The 23,823-nt window shown below is 63.8% G+C and carries 25 protein-coding genes; 12 read left to right on the forward strand and 13 right to left on the reverse strand.

From position 1 onward, the window contains the following. The first annotated feature begins 6 nt into the window (after nucleotides 1-6). The 11 genes from HX815_RS16450 (at nucleotide 7) to HX815_RS16500 (ending at nucleotide 13,666) form a co-directional block, all read left to right on the forward strand. Nucleotides 7-720, forward strand: coding sequence for an SDR family NAD(P)-dependent oxidoreductase (locus tag HX815_RS16450; RefSeq protein ID WP_003208289.1), 714 nt, complete (start codon nucleotides 7-9; stop codon nucleotides 718-720). 91 nt (nucleotides 721-811) lie between these two features. Continuing rightward, entirely contained in the window at nucleotides 812-2,161 is a 1,350-nt protein-coding gene (locus HX815_RS16455; RefSeq protein ID WP_008433139.1) for an MFS transporter, read from the forward strand. 8 nt (nucleotides 2,162-2,169) lie between these two features. Further along, on the forward strand, nucleotides 2,170-2,562 hold the full coding sequence (locus HX815_RS16460) for a Rid family hydrolase (RefSeq protein WP_003208292.1): 393 nt from the start codon (nucleotides 2,170-2,172) through the stop codon (nucleotides 2,560-2,562). 147 nt (nucleotides 2,563-2,709) lie between these two features. Then, entirely contained in the window at nucleotides 2,710-3,630 is a 921-nt protein-coding gene (locus HX815_RS16465; protein WP_102369481.1) for an ABC transporter substrate-binding protein, read from the forward strand. After that, nucleotides 3,627-4,745, forward strand: coding sequence for a phosphotransferase (locus HX815_RS16470; protein WP_177028585.1), 1,119 nt, complete (start codon nucleotides 3,627-3,629; stop codon nucleotides 4,743-4,745). The genes HX815_RS16465 and HX815_RS16470 overlap by 4 nt, the downstream gene beginning before the upstream one ends. Next, the gene (locus HX815_RS16475) at nucleotides 4,742-5,614 is read left to right on the forward strand and encodes a sulfurtransferase (protein ID WP_177028586.1); all 873 of its coding nucleotides are present in this window, start codon (nucleotides 4,742-4,744) and stop codon (nucleotides 5,612-5,614) included. The genes HX815_RS16470 and HX815_RS16475 overlap by 4 nt, the downstream gene beginning before the upstream one ends. A gap of 126 nt (nucleotides 5,615-5,740) precedes the next feature. After that, the gene (locus HX815_RS16480) at nucleotides 5,741-7,888 is read left to right on the forward strand and encodes a TonB-dependent siderophore receptor (RefSeq protein ID WP_177028587.1); all 2,148 of its coding nucleotides are present in this window, start codon (nucleotides 5,741-5,743) and stop codon (nucleotides 7,886-7,888) included. Between the two features lie 12 nt (nucleotides 7,889-7,900). After that, a complete protein-coding gene (locus tag HX815_RS16485) occupies nucleotides 7,901-8,737 on the forward strand; it encodes a 5'-nucleotidase, lipoprotein e(P4) family (protein ID WP_177028588.1) in 837 nt (278 codons plus the stop codon). Nucleotides 8,738-8,752: 15 nt separating this feature from the next. Beyond that, entirely contained in the window at nucleotides 8,753-9,319 is a 567-nt protein-coding gene (gene pnuC, locus HX815_RS16490) for a nicotinamide riboside transporter PnuC (RefSeq protein ID WP_177028589.1), read from the forward strand. A 38-nt stretch (nucleotides 9,320-9,357) separates the two neighbouring features. Next, entirely contained in the window at nucleotides 9,358-10,089 is a 732-nt protein-coding gene (locus HX815_RS16495; RefSeq protein ID WP_177023005.1) for a UTRA domain-containing protein, read from the forward strand. A gap of 106 nt (nucleotides 10,090-10,195) precedes the next feature. Continuing rightward, on the forward strand, nucleotides 10,196-13,666 hold the full coding sequence (locus HX815_RS16500; protein ID WP_177028590.1) for a hypothetical protein: 3,471 nt from the start codon (nucleotides 10,196-10,198) through the stop codon (nucleotides 13,664-13,666). 146 nt (nucleotides 13,667-13,812) lie between these two features. Here HX815_RS16500 and HX815_RS16505 read toward each other — a convergent pair whose 3' ends face one another. From HX815_RS16505 to HX815_RS16565, 13 genes are all read right to left on the reverse strand, one after another. After that, a complete protein-coding gene (locus HX815_RS16505; protein ID WP_003208311.1) occupies nucleotides 13,813-14,859 on the reverse strand; it encodes an EscU/YscU/HrcU family type III secretion system export apparatus switch protein in 1,047 nt (348 codons plus the stop codon). 3 nt (nucleotides 14,860-14,862) lie between these two features. After that, complete coding sequence (gene sctT, locus HX815_RS16510; protein ID WP_003208312.1) at nucleotides 14,863-15,675, reverse strand: type III secretion system export apparatus subunit SctT; 813 nt, start codon at nucleotides 15,673-15,675, stop codon at nucleotides 14,863-14,865. Nucleotides 15,676-15,681: 6 nt separating this feature from the next. Then, the gene (sctS, locus tag HX815_RS16515; protein ID WP_003208314.1) at nucleotides 15,682-15,951 is read right to left on the reverse strand and encodes a type III secretion system export apparatus subunit SctS; all 270 of its coding nucleotides are present in this window, start codon (nucleotides 15,949-15,951) and stop codon (nucleotides 15,682-15,684) included. Between the two features lie 10 nt (nucleotides 15,952-15,961). Continuing rightward, entirely contained in the window at nucleotides 15,962-16,615 is a 654-nt protein-coding gene (sctR, locus tag HX815_RS16520) for a type III secretion system export apparatus subunit SctR (RefSeq protein ID WP_003208316.1), read from the reverse strand. Then, entirely contained in the window at nucleotides 16,612-17,613 is a 1,002-nt protein-coding gene (gene sctQ, locus HX815_RS16525) for a type III secretion system cytoplasmic ring protein SctQ (protein WP_102369489.1), read from the reverse strand. The genes sctR and sctQ overlap by 4 nt, the downstream gene beginning before the upstream one ends. Next, nucleotides 17,610-18,059, reverse strand: a complete 450-nt coding sequence (locus HX815_RS16530) for a hypothetical protein (protein ID WP_102606212.1) — start codon at nucleotides 18,057-18,059, stop codon at nucleotides 17,610-17,612. Before HX815_RS16530 ends, sctQ begins: the two co-directional genes overlap by 4 nt. A gap of 192 nt (nucleotides 18,060-18,251) precedes the next feature. After that, complete coding sequence (locus HX815_RS16535) at nucleotides 18,252-19,574, reverse strand: FliI/YscN family ATPase (protein ID WP_177028591.1); 1,323 nt, start codon at nucleotides 19,572-19,574, stop codon at nucleotides 18,252-18,254. Beyond that, nucleotides 19,571-20,149: a FliH/SctL family protein gene (locus HX815_RS16540; protein WP_177028592.1), complete on the reverse strand. Its 579-nt coding sequence runs from the start codon at nucleotides 20,147-20,149 to the stop codon at nucleotides 19,571-19,573. Before HX815_RS16540 ends, HX815_RS16535 begins: the two co-directional genes overlap by 4 nt. Then, a complete protein-coding gene (locus HX815_RS16545; RefSeq protein ID WP_003208324.1) occupies nucleotides 20,142-20,759 on the reverse strand; it encodes a hypothetical protein in 618 nt (205 codons plus the stop codon). The genes HX815_RS16540 and HX815_RS16545 overlap by 8 nt, the downstream gene beginning before the upstream one ends. Next, nucleotides 20,756-21,538: a type III secretion system inner membrane ring lipoprotein SctJ gene (sctJ, locus tag HX815_RS16550; RefSeq protein ID WP_003208326.1), complete on the reverse strand. Its 783-nt coding sequence runs from the start codon at nucleotides 21,536-21,538 to the stop codon at nucleotides 20,756-20,758. Before sctJ ends, HX815_RS16545 begins: the two co-directional genes overlap by 4 nt. 4 nt (nucleotides 21,539-21,542) lie before the next feature. After that, nucleotides 21,543-21,980, reverse strand: coding sequence for a hypothetical protein (locus HX815_RS16555; protein WP_003208328.1), 438 nt, complete (start codon nucleotides 21,978-21,980; stop codon nucleotides 21,543-21,545). A gap of 9 nt (nucleotides 21,981-21,989) precedes the next feature. Beyond that, nucleotides 21,990-22,220: a hypothetical protein gene (locus HX815_RS16560; protein ID WP_003208330.1), complete on the reverse strand. Its 231-nt coding sequence runs from the start codon at nucleotides 22,218-22,220 to the stop codon at nucleotides 21,990-21,992. A 31-nt stretch (nucleotides 22,221-22,251) separates the two neighbouring features. After that, nucleotides 22,252-22,818, reverse strand: a complete 567-nt coding sequence (locus HX815_RS16565) for a type III secretion protein (RefSeq protein WP_102369493.1) — start codon at nucleotides 22,816-22,818, stop codon at nucleotides 22,252-22,254. A 48-nt stretch (nucleotides 22,819-22,866) separates the two neighbouring features. Here HX815_RS16565 and HX815_RS16570 point away from each other — a divergent pair, with 48 nt between their 5' ends. Beyond that, the gene (locus HX815_RS16570) at nucleotides 22,867-23,631 is read left to right on the forward strand and encodes a tetratricopeptide repeat protein (protein ID WP_177023009.1); all 765 of its coding nucleotides are present in this window, start codon (nucleotides 22,867-22,869) and stop codon (nucleotides 23,629-23,631) included. Nucleotides 23,632-23,823: the final 192 nt, after the last annotated feature.

Below are 23,823 nucleotides of genomic sequence, written 5' to 3' on the forward strand. Positions count from 1 at the left end.
GCCCTTATGAACACTGCACCGCACTCCAGCGTTATCGTCACCGGGACGTCCTCGGGCATGGGCCAGGCCGTCGCACAGCGCTTTCAGGCCGAAGGCTGGCACGTCGTCGCTGTGGACGTAACACCCAGCACACAGCCGGCGAGCCCCTTGTTTTCGCCAGTGGTCGGCGACATCACCCAGGAGGCCACACTGGCCCGTACCCTCGATGCCGCCCTGGACGGCAAGGCACCGCTGCGAGCCGTAGTGAATGCGGCGGGGATCTTTCCCACGTCATCCCTGGATAGCTTCAGCGAAGCGCTGTACCGCAAGATATTCGACATCAACGTGCTGGGCTCACTGAACATCGCACGTATCGGCACCCGTCACCTGAAAGCCGCCGGCGGAGGCGCTATCGTGTTCTTCGCCTCGGTGGATGCGTTCACCGTGTCGAAAAACCAGTTGCTCTACAGCGCCTCCAAGGCTGCTGTGGTGTCGATGACCCGCTCCCTGGCCATCGAACTGGCCGGCGACAATATTGTGGTCAACGCACTGGCCCCGGGCTGGGTGGACACCGAAGGCACCCGTGCCGGCGGGCGCATCGAGGCCGCCATCGAATCGATCCCCTTGAAACGCGCCGCGCGGGTCGAAGAAATCGCCGACTGGGTCTGGCAACTGAGCGCCAAACCCTCCTACATAACAGGCGAATCATTGTGCATCGCCGGGGGCGTGTATATGCGATGACCCCAGCCTCCGCAGGCCCCGCGCATCAGACGTGGGCCTGCCACTCCCTATTGACTGCTGCCTCACTACAATTATTCCAGAGGGCAATATCATGGGCGAAGTTCACGCTTCCTCGATTCATCAAGGGTTTCCCGCCGACCGTGCATCGGCTGAACCCTCACGCAAACGGCTGACCAAAGCGGTCGTCGGCGTGACACTGGGCAATATGGTCGAATGGTTCGACTTTGCGCTCTACTCCTCTCTCGCCGGCATCATCGGCAAGACGTTCTTCCACAACGACAACCCGACCACCCAGTTGATGGCGATCTACGCCACCTTCGCGGCGGGCTTCCTGATTCGGCCACTGGGCAGCCTGGTGTTCGGTCCCATTGGCGACAAGTTTGGCCGGCGCACGGCGCTGTCGCTGAGCATCACGCTGATGGCCGTCGCAACCTTCGCCATTGCCTTGATCCCGAGTTACGCGAGCATCGGCCTGTTTGCGCCCGTCCTGTTGATTCTCATGCGTCTGCTCCAGGGCCTGTCGGCGGGTGGCGAGTACGGCGGCTCCTGCACGTTCATCGCCGAGCATTCGCCGGACGAGCGACGCAGCTTTTTCACCAGTTGGCTGGAATTCGGCAATATCTCCGGGTTCCTGCTGGGCGGTGCAGTGGTCAGCCTGTTTACCCTGGGCCTGGGCGAACAAGCCATGCAGGACTGGGGCTGGCGCGTGCCCTTTGCGATTGGCGGCCTGCTCGGCCTGATCGCCCTCTACTTGCGCCTTGGCCTGGAAGAAACACCAGTGTTCAAGGAAATCCAGGCCAACGAAAAACTGCGAAAGGCGACGGGCGCCGAACCCAGCCTGTTCAGCTTACTGGTCAACGAATGGCCGAAAATCCTGCAATGCATGGGCCTGGTCACCGTGTTCAACGTGACCTACTACATCATCCTCGGGTACATCCCGGGTTATCTGGAAAACGTACTCGGGTACAGCAATACGTTCGCCAGGAACCTGGGGATGGCCGCGACGCTGTTCATGCTGGTGTTGATCCCGGTTTCAGGCTTGCTGGCCGACCGACTGGGCCGGAACCGGATGATCATTACCGGCTGCGTGCTGCTGATCGTCATGGCGTTCCCCTGCTTCATGCTGCTGCATACCCAGAGTGTCGGGTTGCTGCTGGCCGCCCTGCTGATCCTGACCCTCGCCCAGTTGTTTTTTGAAGGAGCGATGCCGGCCACCATGACTTCGCTGTTCAAGGCCCGCGTGCGCTACAGCGCCCTCGCCTTGAGCTACAACGTCGCGGTCTCGCTGTTCGGAGGCACGGCCCCGCTGATCAATACCTGGCTGATATCGATCACCGGCAACCAGATGATTCCCGCCTGGTACCTGATCGGCGGTGCCGTGGTCGGCCTGATTTCGATCCTGTTCGTCAAGGACTCCACCGGTAAACCCCTCCCAACATGAGAACCACCATGACCAGTAAAACCACAGCGCGGCAAACTATTTCCTCGGGCGGTCAGTACGAAAACGTGTTCGGTTATTCCCGCGCCGTTCGCGTGGGCAACCACCTGCACATCTCCGGCACCTGCGCCTCACCCGATTACGAACACAGCAATGCTTACGAACAGGCCCAGGCCATTCTCGTCACCGTCAACAAGGTGTTGGCCGAGGCGGGCATGGGCCCTGAAGACGTAGTGCGCACCGTGGTCTACCTGCGGGATATCAACGATGCCGCCTCCGTCGCCAAGGCACACAGCGAGGTGTTCGACGCCATTCGCCCGGCCAGCAGCCTGATTCAGGTGGATTCGATGCTGCGCCCCTGGCAGAAAGTCGAAATCGAAACGTACGCCATCGTTGCCGATTGACCCAGGCGATGAGTAAAAAACCGCGGCTTGGGCCGCGTTTTTTTTTGGTCCCGGTTATATCCATAGCAATAAACGATATTGGTATATACCAGATTGCTCCCTTATAAATCGCCCCCATCAAAAGACTGCAGGCTGGAGAAGCAAGCGATGGTGTCGGTAAAGGTAATGCTGGAGTACTTTCATCCCTGGCCGAATTCGGCGGGTTTGTACCTGGCGCGGGAACGCGGCTGGTACGCCGAGCTGGGCCTGGATGTGGAGTTGGTGGTGCACGACCCCTACCGTGGCGACACCCTTGAACACCTGCTGACCGGCGCGGCGGACTTCGGCATTTTCCCCAGCAACCGCCTGCTGGTCCGGCGCGGCCAGGGGCAAGCCCTACAAGGCATCGCGGCGATCAATCATGCGGGCCTTGAGTCGATTCAAACCCTGACCGACTCCGGCATCCGCCGCCCACGAGACCTGGTGGGCAAGCGCCTGGCGCTCAACCCCACGCCACGGGGTTTGGCGATGGTGCGTCACCTTGTGAGCAACGACGGTGGCGACCCTGATGGCGTGATCCTGGTGGACAGCGGCGTACGTGAGTTGCGGCCCGAACAGTTGGCCGAAGGCATCGCCGATGCCAGTTTCGGCGGCTACTGGGCCTGGGAAGCGTTGATGCACAGCCCCATCGAAGCAGAACGCCGGGTGGTGTTGCCGGTGGATCAGATTGGCGCACCGGCGTATCACAGCTACCTGTTGGGCGCCCACGAACAAACCCTCGCCGAGCAGCCCGGGTTGGTGCGTGATTTCCTCGCGGCCACTGCCCGTGGCTATCTCGCCGTGGCCGAAGAGCCAGCCATCGCGCTGGCGGCCTATGAGCACACTACACCGTATTTCCCGGCGGAATTGCTCAGCGCATCCCTGCACAAAATCGCTCCGACCTGGCTGCATGACGGTCGTTGGGGCGAGCAACGCCAGGCGCTGCTGAAACCTTATGCCGAGTGGCTGCACGAGCACGCGGTGCTCGACAATCCGCAGGTGTGGCAAGGGGCAACCAGCAACGCCTATCTGCCCGGGGCGACGGCATGAATCCACAACGCACCGCCCATGGCCTGGGGCTTGATCCGGTAGCTGCCGACTGGCCAGCGCTGCACGAAGCAGATATCCAACAGCTGCTGCACGAGTACCCGCAACTGGGTCAACTGCGCAGTTTGCATTGGCACAGCCCGCGACCGTTCTCCGCAGCCGGGCTGATCAATACCGGCAGCGCCACCCTGTTCGTCAAACGGCATCACCGGCACGTGCGCCAAGCCGCATGGCTGGAAGAAGAACACCGCCTGATCGCCCACCTGCATCGCCACGGCGCACCGGTTGCCGCAGTGGTGTCGAACCGCCACAGTGCAACGGCCACGACGCAAGGTGAATGGACCTACGAGATTCACCATGTCGCCGAGGGCCTTGACCTGTACCGCGATGCGCTGTCGTGGTCGCCCTTCCAAAGCACTCAACATGCGCAGGCGGCGGGTGTGGCGCTGGCTCGATTGCACCTCGCAGCCGAGCACTACAGCGCACCCCGCCGTCAAACAGAAGTGCTGCTGGCCAACGCCCGGGTGATCGAACAACCCGCGCCAATGGCCGCGATCGCCAACACCCCCGCGCTGACCGAGTACCTCGCCGACAAGGATTGGCACGCACGGCTGACCGAGCTGCTGTTGCCCTGGCACGCGCCCCTGCAACCCTTGCTGCACCAACAACCGGCGCTCTGGACCCATAACGACTGGCACGCCTCGAACCTGCTGTGGCATGCAGACGGCAACGTCGCCAGCGTGCTGGACTTCGGCCTCGCCGACCGCACCTTCGCCCTCTACGACCTGGCGACCGCCATCGAACGCAACGCCGTGCCCTGGCTGGACCTGGACAGCGGTGGCCTGGCAGCAGCGGACCTCGACAGCGTCGACGCATTGCTCACCGGCTATCACCGGGGCCGGCCATTGAGCGCCCAGGACCTGCACACCCTGAGCGCCCTGCTGCCGTTGGTGCATGTGGATTTTGCCCTGTCCGAAATCGCGTACTACCAAGGCGTAGTGGGTTCCACCCGCAGTGCCGACGTGGCCTATCACGCCTACCTGCTGGGCCATCTGCAGTGGTTTACCGGTGCCCAGGGGCAACGATTGCTCAACCACCTGCGGCGAAAATCCGTATGAGTATCCTGGTCGATACCGATTGGCTGCATGCCCACCTCGGGGAGCCCGGGCTGGTGATACTGGACGCCACCGTCGTCCTGCCATCCCCGCGTTTTGACGGTGATTACCGGGTCGCCAGCGGTCATGCCGGTTGGCTGCACGCACATATCCCCGGCGCACGGCATGCCGACTTGCTGACCGATCTGGCCGACGTTCAAGCGAGCTACAGCTTCGCCCTGCCAACACCACAAGGCCTGATTCAGGCACTGGCGAATCTGGGTGCAGGCGCCGGCAGCAACGTGGTGATCTACGATCGCGCCGACGGTTTCTGGGCCGCACGCCTGTGGTGGATGCTGCGCGGGCTGGGCATTCACGCCGGCGTGCTGGACGGTGGTTTCAACGCCTGGCAACGGGCGGGGTTACCGCAGCACAGCGGGCAGCCTGCAAACACACCCGTCGTCGAACCCTGGCCGATCAGCACCTACGCACCACTGTGGATCGACCGCGCAGGCGTTGAGGCGGTGGCCGCAGGACAAGCACCCGGCGTACTCGTCTGCGCGTTGGGCAGCGCCTTGTTCGACGGCACCGCAGCCACCCGCTACGCCCGGCGCGGGCACATACCCGGCAGCCACAACCTGCCGGCACGCACGCTGTTTGATGCACAGGGTCGCTACCTGCCCAAGGACGTCCTGGCCGTGGCTATCGGACCCACGCTGCTGCACAGCGACGGTCCATTGATTCTGTACTGCGGCGGCGGAATTTCCGCGGCGGCCAACGCCCTGGCCCTGACCCTGCTGGGTCGCCAGGACCTCGCACTCTACGACGGCTCGCTGCAGGAATGGGCCGCCGACGCACGCTTACCAATGACTACCGGAGCAGCTCCGGCCTGACGCCCTTTGCGGCGACCCCGGCTTTTTAATTTCGTACTGGCAACCCGTCCGTTGCGCAGCGCAGGGCCCCTTTGCGCCCAATAAAGCGCGAGGCGCCAGCGGGCAGGCCCTTGGAGCGCTCCTTTTATGGCAACACCGTACCGTCACACCCTGCTCGCCCTGAGCATCACCCTCGCCGCCACGGCCGCCCACGCCCAGGACGCGACCCTGGACACCGTCACCGTAGTCGGTGAACAGGCCACCGACTACCAGGCGAAAAAGGCCGCTGTCGCCGGCTTCGATAACGCCACGCTGCTGGACACCCCGGCCTCGGTGGCGGTGATCACCGAGGCTCGCCTGAAAGACCAGCAAGCCCGCCTGCTCAGTGAAGTATTGAAGAACGACGCCTCGGTCGGCGACAGCTATGCGCCGGTGGGTTACTACGAGAATTTCGTGGTGCGCGGTTTCTCGTTGAACCCGGCCAGCAGCTACAAGATCAACGGTCGCACCATCACCGGCGAACAGAACGTCGCACTGGAAAACAAGCAGCAAGTGGAAGTGCTCAAGGGCCTGTCCGGGCTGCAAAGCGGCGTGTCCGAACCCGGCGGCTTGATCAACTACGTAAGCAAGCGCCCGGAGAACGTGCGCTCGGTGACTGTCTCCACCAACGAACACGGCGAGCGCTACCTGGCCACCGACGTCGGCGGCTGGCTCGGTGCCGAGCAGCAGGTGGGGGTGCGGGTCAACCTGGCCCACGAAGACATCCGTTCCTACGTCGACCACGCCGACGGCCAGCGGGATTTTGCCTCCCTGGCCCTCGACTGGAACATCAGCCCCAACGCCCTGCTGCAACTGAACGCCGAATACCAGAACCGCGAGCAACGCTCGGTGCCCGGATACCAATTGCTCGGCGGCACCACCGTGCCCCACAACGTGTCGCCACGGGATCTGCTGGGCTACCAGAGCTGGTCGAACCCGGTGGGCATCAAGTCGCTGAACCTCGACGGCCTGTTCGAATACCGCTTCAACGAGGCCTGGAAAGCCAGCTTCAGCGCCTCCCGCAGCCGCGTGGTGATCGACGACTACAGCACCTTCGCCTGGGGTTGCTACGGCGCCGCCAGTTGCGCCAACACCGCAGTGCCCAACCACTTCAGCGCCGAGGGCGACTACGACATCTCGGACTACCGCAGCCCCGATGACACCCGCAGCAACGAAGAAGCCCAGGCCGCCCTCAACGGCCAGTTCGACACCGGTTTTCTCAAGCATGACCTGACCTTCGGCACCACTGCCTTCCGCCGCCTGGTGGACCGGCGTGAATCGGTCAACGAATACATCGGCGAGGGCAATATCTACGAAAAGCCGCCGGTGCTTGACCCCTACGAGGGGCCGCTGGGCCATACCTATCGGCGCCTGGACAGCCGCCAATACGGGCTGTTCGCCAGCGACCGCATCAGCTTCAACGAGCAGTGGCAAACCATTCTCGGCGGGCGCCAGGTGCGCCTCGACGAAGAAACCTACGACCAGGCCGGCGACACCACCCGCCATACCCAGCGCAGCGTATTCCTGCCCCAGGTGGCGCTGATCTACAAGCCGCGCCCGGACACCACCCTGTACGCCAGCTACAGCAAGGGCCTGTCCCTGGGCGGCACCGCGGCATGGTTCAGCAGCAACGCCGATGAGGTATTGCCGCCGACCACCTCGCGCCAGCTGGAAGTGGGGATCAAGCGTGACTTCCAGCGCCTGAGCCTGACCGCCGCGCTGTTCCAGATCACCCAGGACCTGCAATACAACCGGCCCAACGATGACGGCAGCATCACCTTCGTACAGCAGGGCCAGCAGAAGAACGTCGGCCTGGAGCTTTCGGCCAATGGTCGGGTGACCGACAACCTGCAAGTGTCCGCCAGCGTGGCGGCGATTCGCGCCCGGGTGAGCGGCAGCGGCACCGACGACTACGACGGCCACCAGGCGATCAACGTGCCCAAGCTGCGCGCCAGCCTGCACGGCGACTACAGCATTCCCGGGATCAAGGGCCTGGCCCTGCTCGGCGGCGTGCAATACAGCGGCAGCAAGTACGCGAACCGCGAGGCCAGCGTGAAGGTCGACGACTACGCGGTGTTCGATGTCGGCGGACGCTACAGCACCAAAGTCGGTGATTACGATACTGTGCTGCGCCTGACCGTCGACAACCTGTTCGACAAACGCTACTGGCGCGATGTGGGTGAATCGGCGGGCGATGGCTACCTGTTCCTCGGCGCGCCACGCACCGCGCGGTTATCCGCCACCGTCAATTTTTGAGGCTGACTGTTCATGCGTAATCTGATTTTTGCCAGTGTGTGCCTGCTCTCCACCGCCCTCGTCGGCTGCCAGCAGCAACCGCCCGCCAACGACCAGTTGGATGCGGTGCTGTGGACCCAGACCTCCATCGAGCACGAGCTGATCTACCGCCAGGTGTTCGCCAACGCCACTCGCCAACTGGACGTGGCCCTCAAGACCCCGGACTGGGACGCCCTGCCCTTGCCACCGCGCAATCTGGCCGGGCTGCCGCCAGCGGTGATCGTCGACATCGACGAGACCGTGCTCGACAACATCCCGCTGAATGCCCGGGACGTCGTCAACAACCAGGTCTACTCCTACGACCGCTGGAACACCTGGGTCGACCAGGCCAAGGCCCAGGCGCTGCCGGGCGCCGTGGCGTTCCTGCAGGCCGCCAAACACAAAGGCATCACGGTGTACTACATCACCAACCGCGAGCAAAGCCAGGTCCAGGCCACCGTCAACAACCTGCGCCTGCGGGGCTTTCCGGTGGACAGCGAGCAGCAGGTACTGGCTGCCGGCACGCCCATTGGCGGCTGCGAACACGCCGGCTACGGCAAGAACTGCCGACGCCAATGGGTCGCCCAACACGCCCGCGTGCTGATCCTGGCGGGTGATTCCCTGGGGGATTTCGTGCAGGCCGAACACAACACCCTGGACGCCCAGCGCAAGGCCGCCGAACCCTACCTGGGCTGGCTCGGCCAGCGCTGGTTCGTGCTGCCCAACCCGACTTACGGCAACTGGTACAGCGCGCCGTATGGCGACCAGGAAAAACTGCCCTTTGAACGCAAGCGCCAGCTCAAGCAACAGGCGCTGCACCTGCAAAACTGACCCTGAGGGGACCGTATGACGCCGCTGGAAATAGTCGCTGTGATCTTCAATATTGCCGGGGTGTGGCTCACCGCCCGACGGGTGCGCTGGTGCTGGCCGGTCAGCGTGGTCGCGGTGTTGCTGTACGGCTGGATCTTCTTCGACGTGAAGCTGTATTCCGACATGCTCCTGCAACTGGTCTTCGCTGTGTTGCAGGGCTACGGCTGGTGGCGCTGGAGCACCGGGCGCATCGACGCGGGCAAGGTGCGGGTGGAACGGCTGCCGGTCCAGGAAGCATGGCGGCACCTGCTCGCCGGGGTGATCGGCGCGCTGCTGCTGGGCGCCGCCATGCACCACTTCACCGATGCCGCACTGCCGTGGCTCGACTCGCTGCTCACCGCTTTCAGCCTGGTGGCCAGCCTGTGGGCGGCGCGCAAGTATGTGGTGAGCTGGTGGCTGTGGATCGTGCTGGATACGGTCTACGTGGGGCTGTTTGTGTACAAGGACCTGCAACTGACCGCTGCGCTGTATGCCGGGTTTGTGCTGTTGGCGGCGTATGGGTTGGTGTCGTGGCAGCGTGACCTGCGCCAACAGGAACGGTAGAGTCACGCCCACGCCAGGCCTGCACACGGAACCCCAGGATGCCTTTCGACCCGATTTCACCGCACTACCAGCGCATTCGCGAACAGATCGCCCACGATATCGCGGCGGGTGTGCCGCAGGCGGATGAGAAATTCCCGTCCGAACGGGAGATGATCGAGCGCTTCGGCTGCACCCGGGTCACCTTGCGCCAGGCCTTGCAGCAACTGGAAGCCGAGGGCCTGGTGTACCGGGAAAACCGTCGCGGCTGGTTTGTCAGCCCCCGGCGCATCCGCTATGACCCGACGCGCATCAGCGGCTTCATGGATTACGTAAGTGCCCAAGGCCGTACGCCGCGCACCGAATGCCTGCACGCAGAGCTGCGCCCCGCGGGCGACTGGCTGGCCAGGCGGATGGGCCTCGCGTCGGCGGATGAGCCGATGTTTTTCCTGCAACGGCGGCGCTGGATCGACCGACGGCCGGTGTTGCTGGAGTTCAACGCGCTGCTGGCCAGCTGGTGCCCTGGGCTGCTGGAGGCTGACCTGAATACCTCGCTGACCCAACTGCTGCGGGAGCGGTTTTCCCGGGTGCTGTCGCGGTGTGAGCTGGAGATGCACATTGGCACGGTGAATGAAGAACAGGCCGAGTTGCTGCAATTGTCCACCGGTTCCACCAGCGTGTATCTGGAACGCTTGAACTTCGGCGAGGATGACCAGCCGGTGGAGTTCGACCAGGAATTCTGGCGTCCGGATGCATTGTCCGTCGTGATGGAGACGCGCTACCCCGGGACGTGAATTTCACACCTGTGAAAGCTTGTGACTTGTTGCCAACGAACCCGTTTTCACTCGCTTGCAGCCCCTACTATCGAGTCCTCGTGCGCCCCTCACATGGACTGAACCGATGATCACCCGCCCCGAAAAATCCGCGTCGCCCCGCGTCGATCAACCCAACGCTCCCGAGCGGGTTTTCGACGCCGTCCTGAACAAAGCCAAAATCCTTGCCAGCACCGGGCCGGGCGACAAAACCGTCAAGCCCGAGGACTACAAGGAAGTCACCGCCCTCCCGGCCAAACTCGACATCGACAAGCTCAAGGTCATTTCCGAAGACAAGGACGCCGGGGTGATCTACTTCGAACAGGACGGCGCCAAATACAAGATCAGCGCCGAGGGTGCGGCCAACGCCCAGGACGGCTTCGACGTATTGAAGAACCTGCGCTTCGGCCATGCCGTAGCCCCGGTCAACCAGGGCGGGCCCGACGAAGGTACCCCGCTGTACACCTTCCTCCAGACCCTGGCCGAAACCCAGGGCACCCCGGCCGGCAAGGCCATCGTCGAAAGCCTGAAGAACCCCGACCAGCAACTGCTGCGCGAAGACGGCGACGGCGTGCGCCTGGCCAACATCAAATCCGTGGGCAAGGCTGAAGACGGCATCCTCAAGGTCAGCCTTGAAAACGGCAAGACTCTGGTCATTTCCGAATTGCTCACGCCCCAGGCGTTCAGCACCTACACCCAGGCCGGGGTGACCAAGGAAGCCCTCAATGACGGCAAATCCAAAGGTTATGAAGAAGTCACCAGCCTGCCGGGCGACCTCGATTTCAGCCAGTTGAAAGTGGTGTCCGAAGACAGCAGCGCCGGAGTGATCCTGTTCGAACACCAGGGCCACAAGTACGCGATCAGCAAGTCCGAAGCCGACCTGCCGCAGCCCGGCGCCGACCTCGGCAACCCCAACCCCAACGCGGGCGGCACCTTCTACAACTTCCTCCACGCCGTGCACGCCAGCGAAGGCTCGCAGGCCTTCGACTACATCAAGAACGCCCAGTCCCTGCCCGGCCAGGAACTGCTGCGCAAGGACGAGGCCAGCCTGAAGCTGGGCGACATCAGCAAGGTCGATGCGCCCATGGACGGCATCCTGGTGGTCAACCAGGCCGACGGTAAACTGCTGGTGGTGTCCAAGGACATCACCCCCGAAGCCTTCGCCGCCTACACCAGCAAGGGCCAAACCCTGGCTGGCATCGAAAAGGCCAAGGGCGACGGCTACACCCTCGCCGCCCCGGACGCTTACCTGGCCTCCACCGAAGACATCATGAGCGTCGGCGGCGCCGGTGATTATGGCCCGGGCCTGATCGCCTTCACCCAGCACAAGCCGGGGGGCAGCGAAGAGAAAATCGTGGTGTCGGAAGACAGCAATCCACAGATGTTCGAGCAGATTTCCAGCTACCGCAGCGACATCGCCGCGCAAACCACCGACGTCGACAAGCTGCGCACCGACAACGGCCTGCCGCCCCTCAAGGACGTCTCCGTCGACAACCTGACCACCACCGAGAAAGATGACAGCGGCAACCCGCTGTCGGTGCAGGACCTGTCGATGAAAACCCTGGTGGACAGCTACCGCGCCGGGGTCAAGGACGGCAGCATCGGCAAGGACGACCCGCGCGCCAAGTTCCTGCGGGCGGTGGAAGCCAGGAGCATGGCCGACAATGGCATGTCGATCATTCCCGAGCACGGCTTCGGCAACCAGGGCATCGCCACCACGCCCATCGACGTGACCTCGCGGGACGTACGCGACAACATCTTCGACACCAAGGCCATCGACCAGACCATCAACGACCTGCTCGGCGACTCGACCATCCAGCACGACATCAAGGCCAACCACGACGCAGCCCTGGGCAAGGTCGACGGCGGCCAGGCGAAGGTCGATGAGACCAGGCAGCGCCTGATCGACAGCATCTCCTCGGAGAACTTCACCCAGTACATCAAGTCCCTGCAGGACAGCGGCAAGACCGAACTGGCCACCCAGGAAATCCAGACCGCCTACACCGCCCTGGCCGATATCGACCCGGCCAAGGCCGACAACTTCCTGCAAAACCTGCAGATCGACGGCTACACCGATGCCGTTGAAAAGCTGATGGACGATCCCACCAAGATCTCAGACGACAACACCGCCCTGGCCACCACCGACAACACCATGGCAATCCTGTCGATGCTCAAGGGCAGTGCCGACGGCCTGCCGCGCCAGGCGCTGGGTGTGTATTCGAAGTTCGTCGACCAACTGCTCAAGGACAAAAACGCCGCCGCCGATTTCGGCAAGGCGATGATTTCCCTCGGCGACACCTGGCAGAAAAACGGCGTGATCAGCTTCAGCGACATCGACAAGGCCGTGAGCAAGGAGATCATGCCGGGCCTCAGCGAAGAGAACCGCAGTTCGTTCGTGAAGAACCTCAACTTCCTCAAGGACAACGGCGTACTCGGCTCAGTGGGCGGCGCGATCGGCATGGGCCGTATCGTCTACCAACTCGCCGGACAAGGCGGCAAGCTGGCGGATACGCCGATGAAACGCCTGGGCATCGCCAACGACTTCCTTGGCTTCCTTGGCACCGGCTCGCACTTCGCCACGCTGGGCTTGAAGGTCTACGACAAGTTGCGCGGCACCAACGCGTACAAGCTGATGGGCTTCGACCGTTCCCTGCCCGACCTGTGGGCCAAGCCCGGCGAGGGGTACCACGCGCTGCCCAAGGACGCCGAGGCGGTGCAGAAGAAGTACTTCGACATCGTCGACCAGGCCATGGACGACGGCAAGGACGTGGGCAAGGCCCTCAACAGCGGCGGCTGGAGCGACGAAGGCGCGGCGAAGATCCAGGAAGGCATTGAAAAAGGCATTGCCAGCCGCGGCGGCGTGGCCGGGGCCGGGTTTGGCGCGAAGTTCGCCAGCAGCGCGATCAAGGTGATCGGCATGGCCACCGACGTGGCAGGCGGCGTGATCAGTGTGGTGCAGGCGGCGTTTACCTTGCGTGATGGTGTGCGCGAGAAAGACCCGGTGAAAATCGCCTCGGGCTCACTGTCGATGGCCGGTGGTGTCAGCAGCCTGGTGGGCGCGGCCGGCGGCGTGCTGGGCACGCTGGGGGTGACCGGGCGGATCATTCCGTTCCTGGGACCGGTGGGTTTCTTGATCTCCGGCGCGTTGTCGTTTGTCGGGGCGATCTTGAGCACGGTGCAGTCCCACAAGCTGCACAAGATCTCGATGCAGAACTGGGACCAGATCCAGGATTTCAAGCAGGACGGGCTGCTCAAGCCCAACGGAGATGAAGCGTACGTGTGGTTGCAGACGTACCTCTCCGACTGGGGCCAGCGGGATGCGCCGCAGGACCAGAGCATTTTTGATTTCCGCAAGGAAGAGTGGGATGCGCGGTCGAGTATCCGCGGGGGCGACCATCGGCGGGACCACCCGGACTTTATCGGTGACGGGAATAACCGTAACTCAGAGGACTACAAGTACTCGCTGAAACCGTCGGAATGGACCAATGAGAACCACGACATTATCTGGCGGGTGGGGGATGGGTATGGGGGTGAGTACCATGATGTGGACAAGCCATAACTGAACGTACTGACACCCGGCAGAACCCATGTGGGAGCGGGCTTGCTCGCGAAGGCGGTGGGTCAGTCAACATTTTCAGTGACTGAAACACCGCCTTCGCGAGCAAGCCCGCTCCCACATTTTGATCGGTGTTCGGCTCAAGATCGTCAGATCAACCGCGCCGCCACCAACCAGTCCGCCACCGCCTGGAACGAAGCATCCGGCACCGGATCCCCCGGCACCGTCTTGCGCGCAATCGCTTCCGCCAAGCCCTTGTCCGGCGCTTGCGGTATCCCTAAATCAAACGCCTCCTGCAACATCCCCAACGCTTCCTCCGGCGAAGCGCGGCACACCACCACCGGCACCGGCGTTTCACCACGCACATAACGCACGCCTATCACCCAGCCATCGGTGGTGCCGATCATCATCGACGCCCGGCCCAACCCCAGCTTGGTGGCCAGCGCCTGCATCTCCTGGCGCTGGCGTCGCCGTTCGCTCTTGATCAACGGGTCGCCGTCAATGTCCTTGCGCTCGCGCTTGGTCTCGCTGCGGGTCATTTTCATGTCGCGGCCGAACAGCCAGCGTTGCATCAACACATCCACCCCGCCCACCAGGATGAAGGCCGCGAGTACGGTAAACACCAGCGGCTTGAGCACCAGGAAAAACGTCGACTCGATACACCCCGCGCCACACCGCGACGACTCCATCAACGCCTGCAACGCATGCCGCCCCACCACGTAGAACGCCACGGCCAACACATGCACCTTGATCAGGCCCTTGATGAATTCCACAAAGTTGCGCAGGGCAAACAGCTTCTTGAAGCCTTCCGCCGGGTTGATACGCTTGAACTCCGGCTTGATCGGCTCCACGGAAAACACAAAGCCACGCATGGTGATGATATTGGTCAGGATCACCACCCCGGTGGTCACCGCCATCACCGGCAGGGTAATGCCGATCACCAGTTGCTCGGCATGGTCCAGCACCCGTGGCCAAACCGTGGCGAAGGGTTCGATGTAGATCTGCGCAGTCAGGTCGATCAGCGCCGTGACCTGGGCCTGGGCCCGGGGCGCGAGGATGGAAATGCACAGGGTGCAGAACAGGATGACCATGCCCGAGACCAAGTCCTGGCTCTTGGCGACCTGGCCTTTCTTTCGCGCGTCCTTGAGTTTTTTATCCGTGGCCGGCTGGGACTTCTCTTCGCTGGTATCGCCCATGCGCTACTCCATGCCCGCGAGGGTTTTCAGCAGCTCCACCGTGCCGCGAAATTCCGCCAACTGGTCCAGCATCAACGGAATCAGGAAGCCGATGTAGATCACCATCAGGATCGAGAAAAACAGGTTTTTCACCGGCAACGACAGGTCGAAAATATGCAGGTTCGGCGCCATCCGCGACAGGTACGCCAGCATCAAATCAGTGACCAGCAGCGAGATGATCAGCGGCGACACCATCAGCACCCCGACGCGCATGATCTGGTCGAGAATCGACAACACTGCCAGCAACGCCGAGCTGGCAAACACCGGGGTAAACGCGGTCACCGGCCACAGCTGGTAGCTGTGATAATAACCGTCGACCATCAGGATAAAACCGCCGGACATGAAGAACAGCGTGATCAACATCACCGTCAGCAAGGTGGACATCACACTCGACTCCCCGGTGGACAACGGGTCCACCAGTTGCGCCATGGTCGAACCGCGCTGCAGGTCGATCAACTCCCCCGCCACTTCCGCCGCCCAGAACGGAATGCCGAACAACAGGCCGATCAGGATGCCGATCAGGAATTCCTTGATCAGCAACCCGGCGATAAACAGGCTGCCGTGGTTGGGCATCGAGGTCATGGCGTCGAACACCGGCATGAACATCGGGATCGAAATCGCCACGGCCACGCAGCCGCGAATCATCCCGGTGAGCCCGAGGCGGTTGAACGCCGGGGTGATCACCACCACGCCCATGGCCCGGCAGGCCGCCAGCGAGGCCGAGCTGATCACCGGGTAGGCGACTTCGAGAAACTGTGCGGTAAGGCTGGCATCCATGGGCGGTCAGCGCGTCCACAAGGGGAAATTGTCCAGCACCTGGCTGCCGAGTTCCGCCACTTGCCCGGCCAGCACCGGGCCGAGAAACACGATAGTCAACAACACCGCTACCAGCTTCACCACCTGGGGCAGGGTCTGGTCCTGGATCTGGGTCAGCGCCTGGAACAGGCCCACGCTCAAACCCACGATGATCGCCACCCCCAGCGCAGGCGCGGAGAGCATCAGCACGGTCATCAGTGCCTGTTTCATCAATGACAGGAAAACGTCCTGGCCCATGGGTCGTGCCTCAGCCGTAACTCAGAATCAAACCGTGCATCAGGCGCGACCAGCCGCTCAATGACACGAACAGGAAGATTTTCAGTGGGATCGAAATCAGGTTCGGCGAGACCATCGACATGCCCATCGCCATCAGCACGTTGGACACCAGCAAGTCCACCACCAGGAACGGGATGTACAGCAGGAACCCGATCTCGAAGGCCCGGGTCAGCTCCGAACTGACAAACGCCGGGATCAGCACCACGAGGTCGTCATCCCGCAGGTCGGCACGGGCTTCCGGCGACCAGATGGTCTCGGTGGCCTGCACAAAAAAGCCGCGCTCGGACTCGTTGGCAAACCGTGCCAGGTGCGCCTGTAGCGGCGGGCGCAGGGCGTCGCCGAGGTCCTTGAGTTGCTCGACGTGCTCGATATTCAGGTCGCGGCCCTCTACCTGGCGGTACATGTCGCCAATCAACGGCGTGGTGACGTACACCGAGAGAATCAGCGCGATGCCGTACAGCACCAGGTTCGGCGGCGTCTGCTGCACGCCCAGGGCGTTGCGGATCAGGAACAGCACCACCGAGATTTTCATGAAGCCGGTGAGGGTCACCACCGCCAACGGGATCAACCCGATGGTGGCAACCACCAGGATGATCTCGATCAGGTTCGGCTGATAACCGGTCATGGGGTGGCGAAACTCAGCAGGCGCACGCCCAGGCCGTCACCGATTTTCACCAGTTGGCCCTGGCCGACGCGACGGCCGTTGACCATCAGGTCGACGCCATCCACGGTCGGCGTATTCAGTTGCAGCAGGCTGCCCGCCCCCAGTTCCCGCAGTTGCGCCAGGGTCAGTTCCAGGCTGCCGACCTGGCACACCAGCTTGAGGGGCAAATCGTCCAGGGCCGCGGCGGCATCGACGTCAGTCATTGTGTTCTCCATGTCCAAAAGGGGCGTGTTCAGAGGTTCCTGCACCTGCAGCGACGAGCCGTCGCGCTGGCAGCGGGCTTGCAGGCGGCCCTCAAGGTCCAGCAGCCAGCCGCTGCCGGGTTCGAGCATCAGCACATCGCCGGGCTGCAGGCTGCGCAGCTCGCCGAGGCTCAACCATTGCCGCCCGGCCACTACCGACAGCGTGTGGCGCAGCGCCGGCAACGGGTCGGCGTCGATCTGGCCGTGCTGCTCCAGCAACTGGCCCACCAGCACTGCAGCGCTTTCACTCAAGTCCAGTTGGGCGGCCATTGGCGGGTTGTTGCCGAAGGTCAATGTCAGCGCCAGATGCACTGCATAAGGCCGCAGGTCGTCACTGGTTTCGAGCAGTTGCACGGGGTGGCCGAGCAACGGTTCGAGGCGCTCGATCAGGTCCAGCACGGCCAGTTCCAGCAGCAGCGAACGCGGTAATGCCGGCAGCACTTGCGCGTCGAACTGCAACGCCAGCGGCACCAGTACTTGTTCCAGGGCGGCAGCCGAGAGTCGCAAGCGCACCGGTGACTGGCCGAGCAACAGCAACACATCCCGGGGTGTTTTCAGCGGCTGGGGATCGGCGGCCCAGGCGACGCTCAGATCCTGCCCGGCGCAGCGGCCCTGCCACGCATGCCGCCGGCGGTGCAATTGGTTATGCAGCGTGAGCAGCGCCGGGTCGTAGTGCTCAAGCCAGGGCGCCAACGGGTCGGCAAGGGCCACGATCATGTGCCGAGTCCTTGTTCTTCACGCAGCTCGCCGGCCACCCGTTCGCTGCTTTCACGCCCGTCCAGCAGGCTTTGCCAGGCATCGGACTGGCGCTGGCGGCTCAGGCGCTCCTGGCGAAACAGCTCACGCTCGCGCTCCTGGGTTTGCAGGGTACTGGACACGTGGCTGACGTCGCCTTCAAGCACCTGCTCATCGTCGGCCAAGCCCCGCAGGCGATCCTGGGCGGCCTGCCAACTGGCCACCGACAGGCCTTCGGTCAGCGAGGCGTAAATCTCGCCGGCTTCATGGGCAACGGCCTCACGGTGCAGGCGCAGTTGTTCCTTGGCGTCGGTCAAGGCGCCGCGGGTTTGCGCGCAGCGTTGCTGTTGCGCCGCCAACTGGCTCGCCGCCCGCTGTTCGCGCAGCACCCGCAGGGTTTGCAGGGTGCGCAGTTGTTCAGTCTTCATCGGTTCTTTTCTCCATCGTCATACCAACAGCGCACTCACTGAGTGCATGAAGATCGAATGTGGGAGCTGTCGAGCCCCGGCGAGGCTGCGATAGCGGTGGGTCAGGCAACATTGATGTTGGCTGTGCTGACGCCATCGCAGCCTCGCTGAAGCTCGACAGCTCCCACACTGGAGCTTGCTGCGTTTTCGGGCTCATGCCAGCACCTGGCGCATGCGGATCAAGGTCTGTTCGGGGCTGCTGGGTTCGTCGGCGCTCTGGCGCAGGAAGGCTTCAATTGCCCCATGGCGGGTGATCGCTTCGTCGGCCAGGGGGTCGCTGCCGGCGGAGTACTCGCCGACGCGGATCAGCATTTCGATCTCGCCGTAGCGCGCCATCAATTCACGGATGCGCATCGCCAGGCGCTTGTGTTCGTCACCGGCGACCTGCTCCATCAAGCGGCTGCGGCTGCGCAGCACGTCCACCGCCGGGAAATAGTTGCGCTGCGCCAGTTCGGCGCTGAGGGCGATATGCCCGTCGAGGATCGAACGCGCTTCCTCCGCCACCGGATCGCTGGCGGCGTCGCCTTCGGTGAGCACGGTGTACAGCGCGGTGATGCTGCCGGCAGGGCCCGGACCGGCGCGCTCGAGCAACTTGGGCAAGGTGGCAAAAAACGACGGCGGATAACCGCGGCGGGTCGGCGGTTCACCCACGGCCAGGCCGATTTCGCGCTGGGCGCGGGCGAACCGCGTGAGGCTGTCCATCAACAGCAGTACATTGCGGCCCTGGTCGCGGTGGTACTCGGCCAGGGTGGTGGCGACAAATGCCGCGCGCACCCGCTCGGCGGCCGGGCGGTCGGAGGTGGCGACGACAGCAACGGTGCGTGCGCGGGCCGTGGCGTCCAGTTGCACGTCCAGCAGTTCGCGCACTTCCCTGCCCCGCTCGCCGATCAAACCGATGACAATCACCTCGGCCTCGCTGTTGCGGATGATGCTCGCCAACAAGGAGGATTTACCCACACCGGGCTCGCCGAAGATGCCCATGCGCTGGCCCTGGGCGAGGGTCAGCAAGCCGTCGATGGAGCGGATGCCCAACGCCATGGAGCGCACGATCAATTGCCGGGAGAACGGGGCCGGTGGCTCGGCATGCAAGGGGTAGGTCTGCAGGTTCAGGGTTGGCGGTACACCGTCACCGTCGAGAAACTCGCCCATGGGGCTGATCACTCGCCCCAATTGCGCATCGCCCACGGCCACACCCAGGCTTTCGCCGGTGGCAGTGATTTGCGTGCGGGTCGACAGGCCTTCCATGGAACCGATGGGCGACAGGATCGCTTCGTCGCCATCAAAACCGATCACTTCGGCGCTGAGGCTGCGACCACTGACCGGGTCGCGCAGGTGGCACAGCTCACCGATGCTCGCGCCCGCCACGCTGGCCCGCAGCAACACCCCGCGAATGCTCAGCACCGTGCCCTGCATCGGACGCAAGCGGGCCTGGGACAGCCGCTCGGTCAGGCGCGGCAGCAGTTGATCGAGGTTCATGCCACGCCCTCTTCGGCAAAGGGCAACAGGCTGCGGCGCAGGCTTTGCAGTTGCGCCTCCAGTCCCAGCTCAACCGAACCCGCCGGGCTGCTCAGGCGGGCCTGGCCGGCGCCCAGTTGCGCATCGGCCTCCACGGCGATGCCGTCCTTGAGCAACTGTGGGCGCAGGGCATTCACTTCGGCGGGCGGCACCCACAACGTCAAGGCCTGGCCCTGGCGAAACGCGCTCAGGGCCTGGCGTGTACAACGCACCACGCGGTCGGTGTCATCCAGTTCGCCGAGTACTTCACGCACGATGCCCAGGGCCAGGTCCGCCAGCGACGCCTCAAGCCCGGCCAGGTAATGCTGGACCTGGGCCTGGGTTTCCAGCAGCAACTGTGCAACCTGTTCGGCACCTTCGCGGCGCGCACTTTCAAAACCCTCGGCGCGGGCGGCGTGCAGCCATTGGTCGCTGTCGGCCTTGATCTGCTCGGCGTGCGCCCTGGCGGCTTGCACAAAGGCAAAGCCATCGGTCCATAACGCCGCTTCATCGGCGCGCAAAATCCGCGCGGCCGGACGGCTGGGTAATTCACTCATGGGCAAGCTCCTCGGCGAGTAACCGGGCGGCGACGGTCTGGACGATCTCCAGGTCGCGGGGCAAGCGCCCGCTGTAGCCCTTGGGTGCGACAAACCGCAGGGGCAGCCAGCCTTGCAACTCGGCAGGCTGGGCTTGCAGCCAGGCGGCGACACAGGTGAGGCCATCGCGGTCGATGGCGTCGATCAACTCGGCGGGCTCGCGCAGCAGGTCGGCCGCGCCGCCCAACTGCCGGTGCGCGAGGGCCAGGGCAAAGGCTTCCTGGCCAAGGCCCTCGCGCAATTCATTGACCACTTCGCGGCGGATCTCCCGGCTCAGGGTCGAGCCATGCCAGATCGCACCACACAGCCTGGGCAGACGCGCAAATTGCGCCGGGCTCAGCAGCAGCACCGGCAAATCAGCGGCGGGCGGCGTGACCAGATGCGCCAGCGGCGCCAGCTGATAATGGCTGGCCAGCAGTTGCTCCAGCCGCGAGCGAAAACGCGGCTGCCCATGCAGGGCTTGCAGCACCTCGACCGGCAGGCCTTCGCCAAAACACTCGCCAAGGCTTTGCTCGCGCACAAACTGCAACGGCTGGGCGATCAGCCCCTGCCAACGCTCAACCAGGCTCATTCACCCTCCTTGAGCACATACAACGCCTGGGCCTGGCGCCGCGCCCATTGCTGGCGGGCCAACACACCACCCGCGCCGAGGGCGAGCAGCAGCAAGCCACCGAACAGCAACCGCGCCTGGTTGAGGTTGTCTTCCAACAGCCACAGGCCCATGAAACGCGCGAGTCGCGGTTGCGCCGGGTTCTGGCTGATGGACACCGCGGCCTTGATCGCGGTCACCGACACACCGTCATAGCTCAGGCCGGAAATGCCGTTGGCAACCAGGGTCTTGATCTGCGGAATCAGCGTGTTGATGTCGGTGCCCGGGTCGTAGCGCACCAGCACCGAGGCCGACGACGGCGAAATCACCCGCTTGAGCAGGTCATTGTCCGGCAGCACCACGTGCACCCGCGCCGAGACGATGCCGTCGATCTGCGACACCGAGTGGGACAGTTCTTCGCTCAAGGCATAGATCATCTGCGCCCGCTCCTGCACCGGCGACGACACCAGGCCATTGCCCTTGAACACCTCGCCCATGTTGGAAAAGCTCTGCTGCGGCAGGCCGGCGTTGTCCAGCAGGGTCATGGCCTCGGCGAAGCGCTGTTCGTCGACCACCACTTTCAACTGGCCGTTGTCCTGCACCTTGCGCGTCGCCGGGATGCCGTCGCGCAGCAGCACCGCGACCATGGCGTTGGCGTCGCGCTCGCTGAGGTTGGTGTAGAGGTCCATGTCGCAGGCCTGCAAGAGGCTGGCGAGCACGCCGATCAGCAGCAGGCGCAGGGCACGATTCGGGCTTGGCATGGCGTTATTGACCCTTGAGCAGCGTGTTGGCGGAACCGGAAATCTGCGTCGCACCGCGCACCACCATCTGGGTTTCGATGGAGTAGTCGAACATCTTGCCCAGTGAATGGACGATCTGGTCGACCTGCTGCTCGGCGACTTTCTTGCCCGGTTCTGCGGTGGGCGAGGCACCCGAGGTGCGGATATCCGCAGCGGCCACTTGCGGCGGCGCCGAGGGGTTATTGGTGAGCAAATCGGCCCGCTCGGAAAAAGTCCGGGAGCGGTCGATAAAACTGTTCAGGCGCTCCATCAGCCCCGAGCCGATCTGATGGGGGCTGGCGCCCTCGGGCATGCCCTTGGCCGTATTGGCCATGTGCTCGAACAGATTCTGCGAGGCCCCGGCGGGCCCCGCGCCGGCGGACGGCGGCAAGGCCGTGGCGCTGGCAGCGAGACTGATGGTCATGGGTGCGCCCTACTCTTCGTCGTCATCGGACATGGCGTCATTCAGCATTTCCTGGGCCTTGGGCATGATGATGAATTGGCCGCCGATGGTGACCGCCTGGGTGATCAGGGCATCGGTGAATTCGGCGTCGGTCATCTCCGGTTTATCGGCGCTCTTGGCGTTGTCCACCGCGGCGTTGAACTTGGCTTCAGGGCTGGCGCCACCGGGGGCGAGGTTGCTGTCTACGGCGGTTACGGACATGGTCATGCTCCTTTACTGGGGTTGGGGTGAATCAAGGGGTTTCAGTGCTCACCTGGGCGCCGCGAAACACCCGCACGCCGTGCTCGCGCGCCACAACAGGCGCGGCGGCCTTGGGCTGCAGGTGATCCACATGCTGCTGGACCAGCGCCAGGTACGGCGGCGGCCCGGAGACGAAGACTTCATCGCCCTCGGGGCCGTTACGCATCGATAACTGCTGGCCGAACACATCGAGGTTGTTCAGATAGGCCTGCAACTGATCCAGGTTCAGGGCGTTGGCCTTGAACAGCCTGGTGGTGATTTCATCGCTGGCATTGAGGTACAGCAGGTTGCCGTCGAAGTACCAGGTCAGGCCGTTGGTGCTGCACAACGTCTGCAAAAACTCCCCGGCGGTGGCTGCACGCACGGTGCTGCGGGCCTTGCCGCGGACCTTGTCGGAGAGCACCAGCGGGATATCGAGGTTGTGGCCGAACTCTTCGAGGGCGGCGCGCACGTCCTGGTCCACCAGCACATAGGCGTAGGGTTTGGCGAACCATTCGGGCTCTTCGTCGGCGTGGGCGATCGAGGCACCCAACAGCACCGACAGACATAGGAGCGCCATGGAAAATATGCTTACATGACGTCCGCCTTCGCCCAACGAGTTGTGACGATGACCAAACACTTTTTGCTTGCCGGCAGCCTGTTGCTGGCTGCCTGTTCCAATACTGCGCCGAGCGATTCCGACCGCTCGCTGAAGCTGGCCGACGACCTGAACAAACGCGGCGACTACGCCAGCGCGGCGGCGCTGTACGAACGTGCGGCCCAGCAACCGGGCGCAAGCATCGACTTGTGGCTCAAACTCGGCCAGGCACGGCTCGACGGCAACGACGCGGTCGGTGCCGAGCGCGCCTTCCAACAGGCCCTCGGCCTTCAAGCCCACAACGCCGACGCCCTGCTGGGACTGGGCACCGCGCAACTGCGCCTTGGCAAAAGCCAACGCGCCGTGACCGCCCTGGGCCAGGCCGCCGAGGCCAGCCAGTCGCCGGTCGCCTACACCCGACTGGGCATTGCCCAGGTGTTGAACGGCCAGGCCGTCGCGGCACAAACCGCGTTCGCCAAAAGCCTGGGCCTGCAACCCGACGACCTCGACAGCCGCTGCAACCTGGCCCTGGCCTACGCCCTTGGCGGCCAGGCGCAGCAGGCCTTGGACACCATCGCCCCCGTCACCCAATCGCCCCGCGCGTTGCCACGGCATCAGCGTAATGAGCTGCTGGTGCTGGTATTGGCGGGTTACGAACAACGGGTGGCCAGCTTGCCGCTGGACGATATACCGGCGGCTGAGCAAGCACGCCTGATCACGGAAGCCAACCGCATCAAAGCCATCAGCGATCCGATTGCGCAAGCGCGGGAATTGGGGCTGGTGGATACGCACTAAATCCAACTGCTTTTGATCTTGCTGTTGCCCTGCTTTTGATGTTGCTTTTGATCTTAGGCGCCCCGTTAAACCACGCTGGCCGAACGCAGGCTTTGGAGCGTGGGTAACCCGGCAGGACGCCGGGTTAGCCGTCCTGGGCCAAGGATGGCCCATGACGGCGGCCCACGGTCCAAAGCCGGAGTGAGGGCACAC

Source organism: Pseudomonas sp. E6002 (assembly GCF_013385565.1).
Classification (GTDB): domain Bacteria; phylum Pseudomonadota; class Gammaproteobacteria; order Pseudomonadales; family Pseudomonadaceae; genus Aquipseudomonas.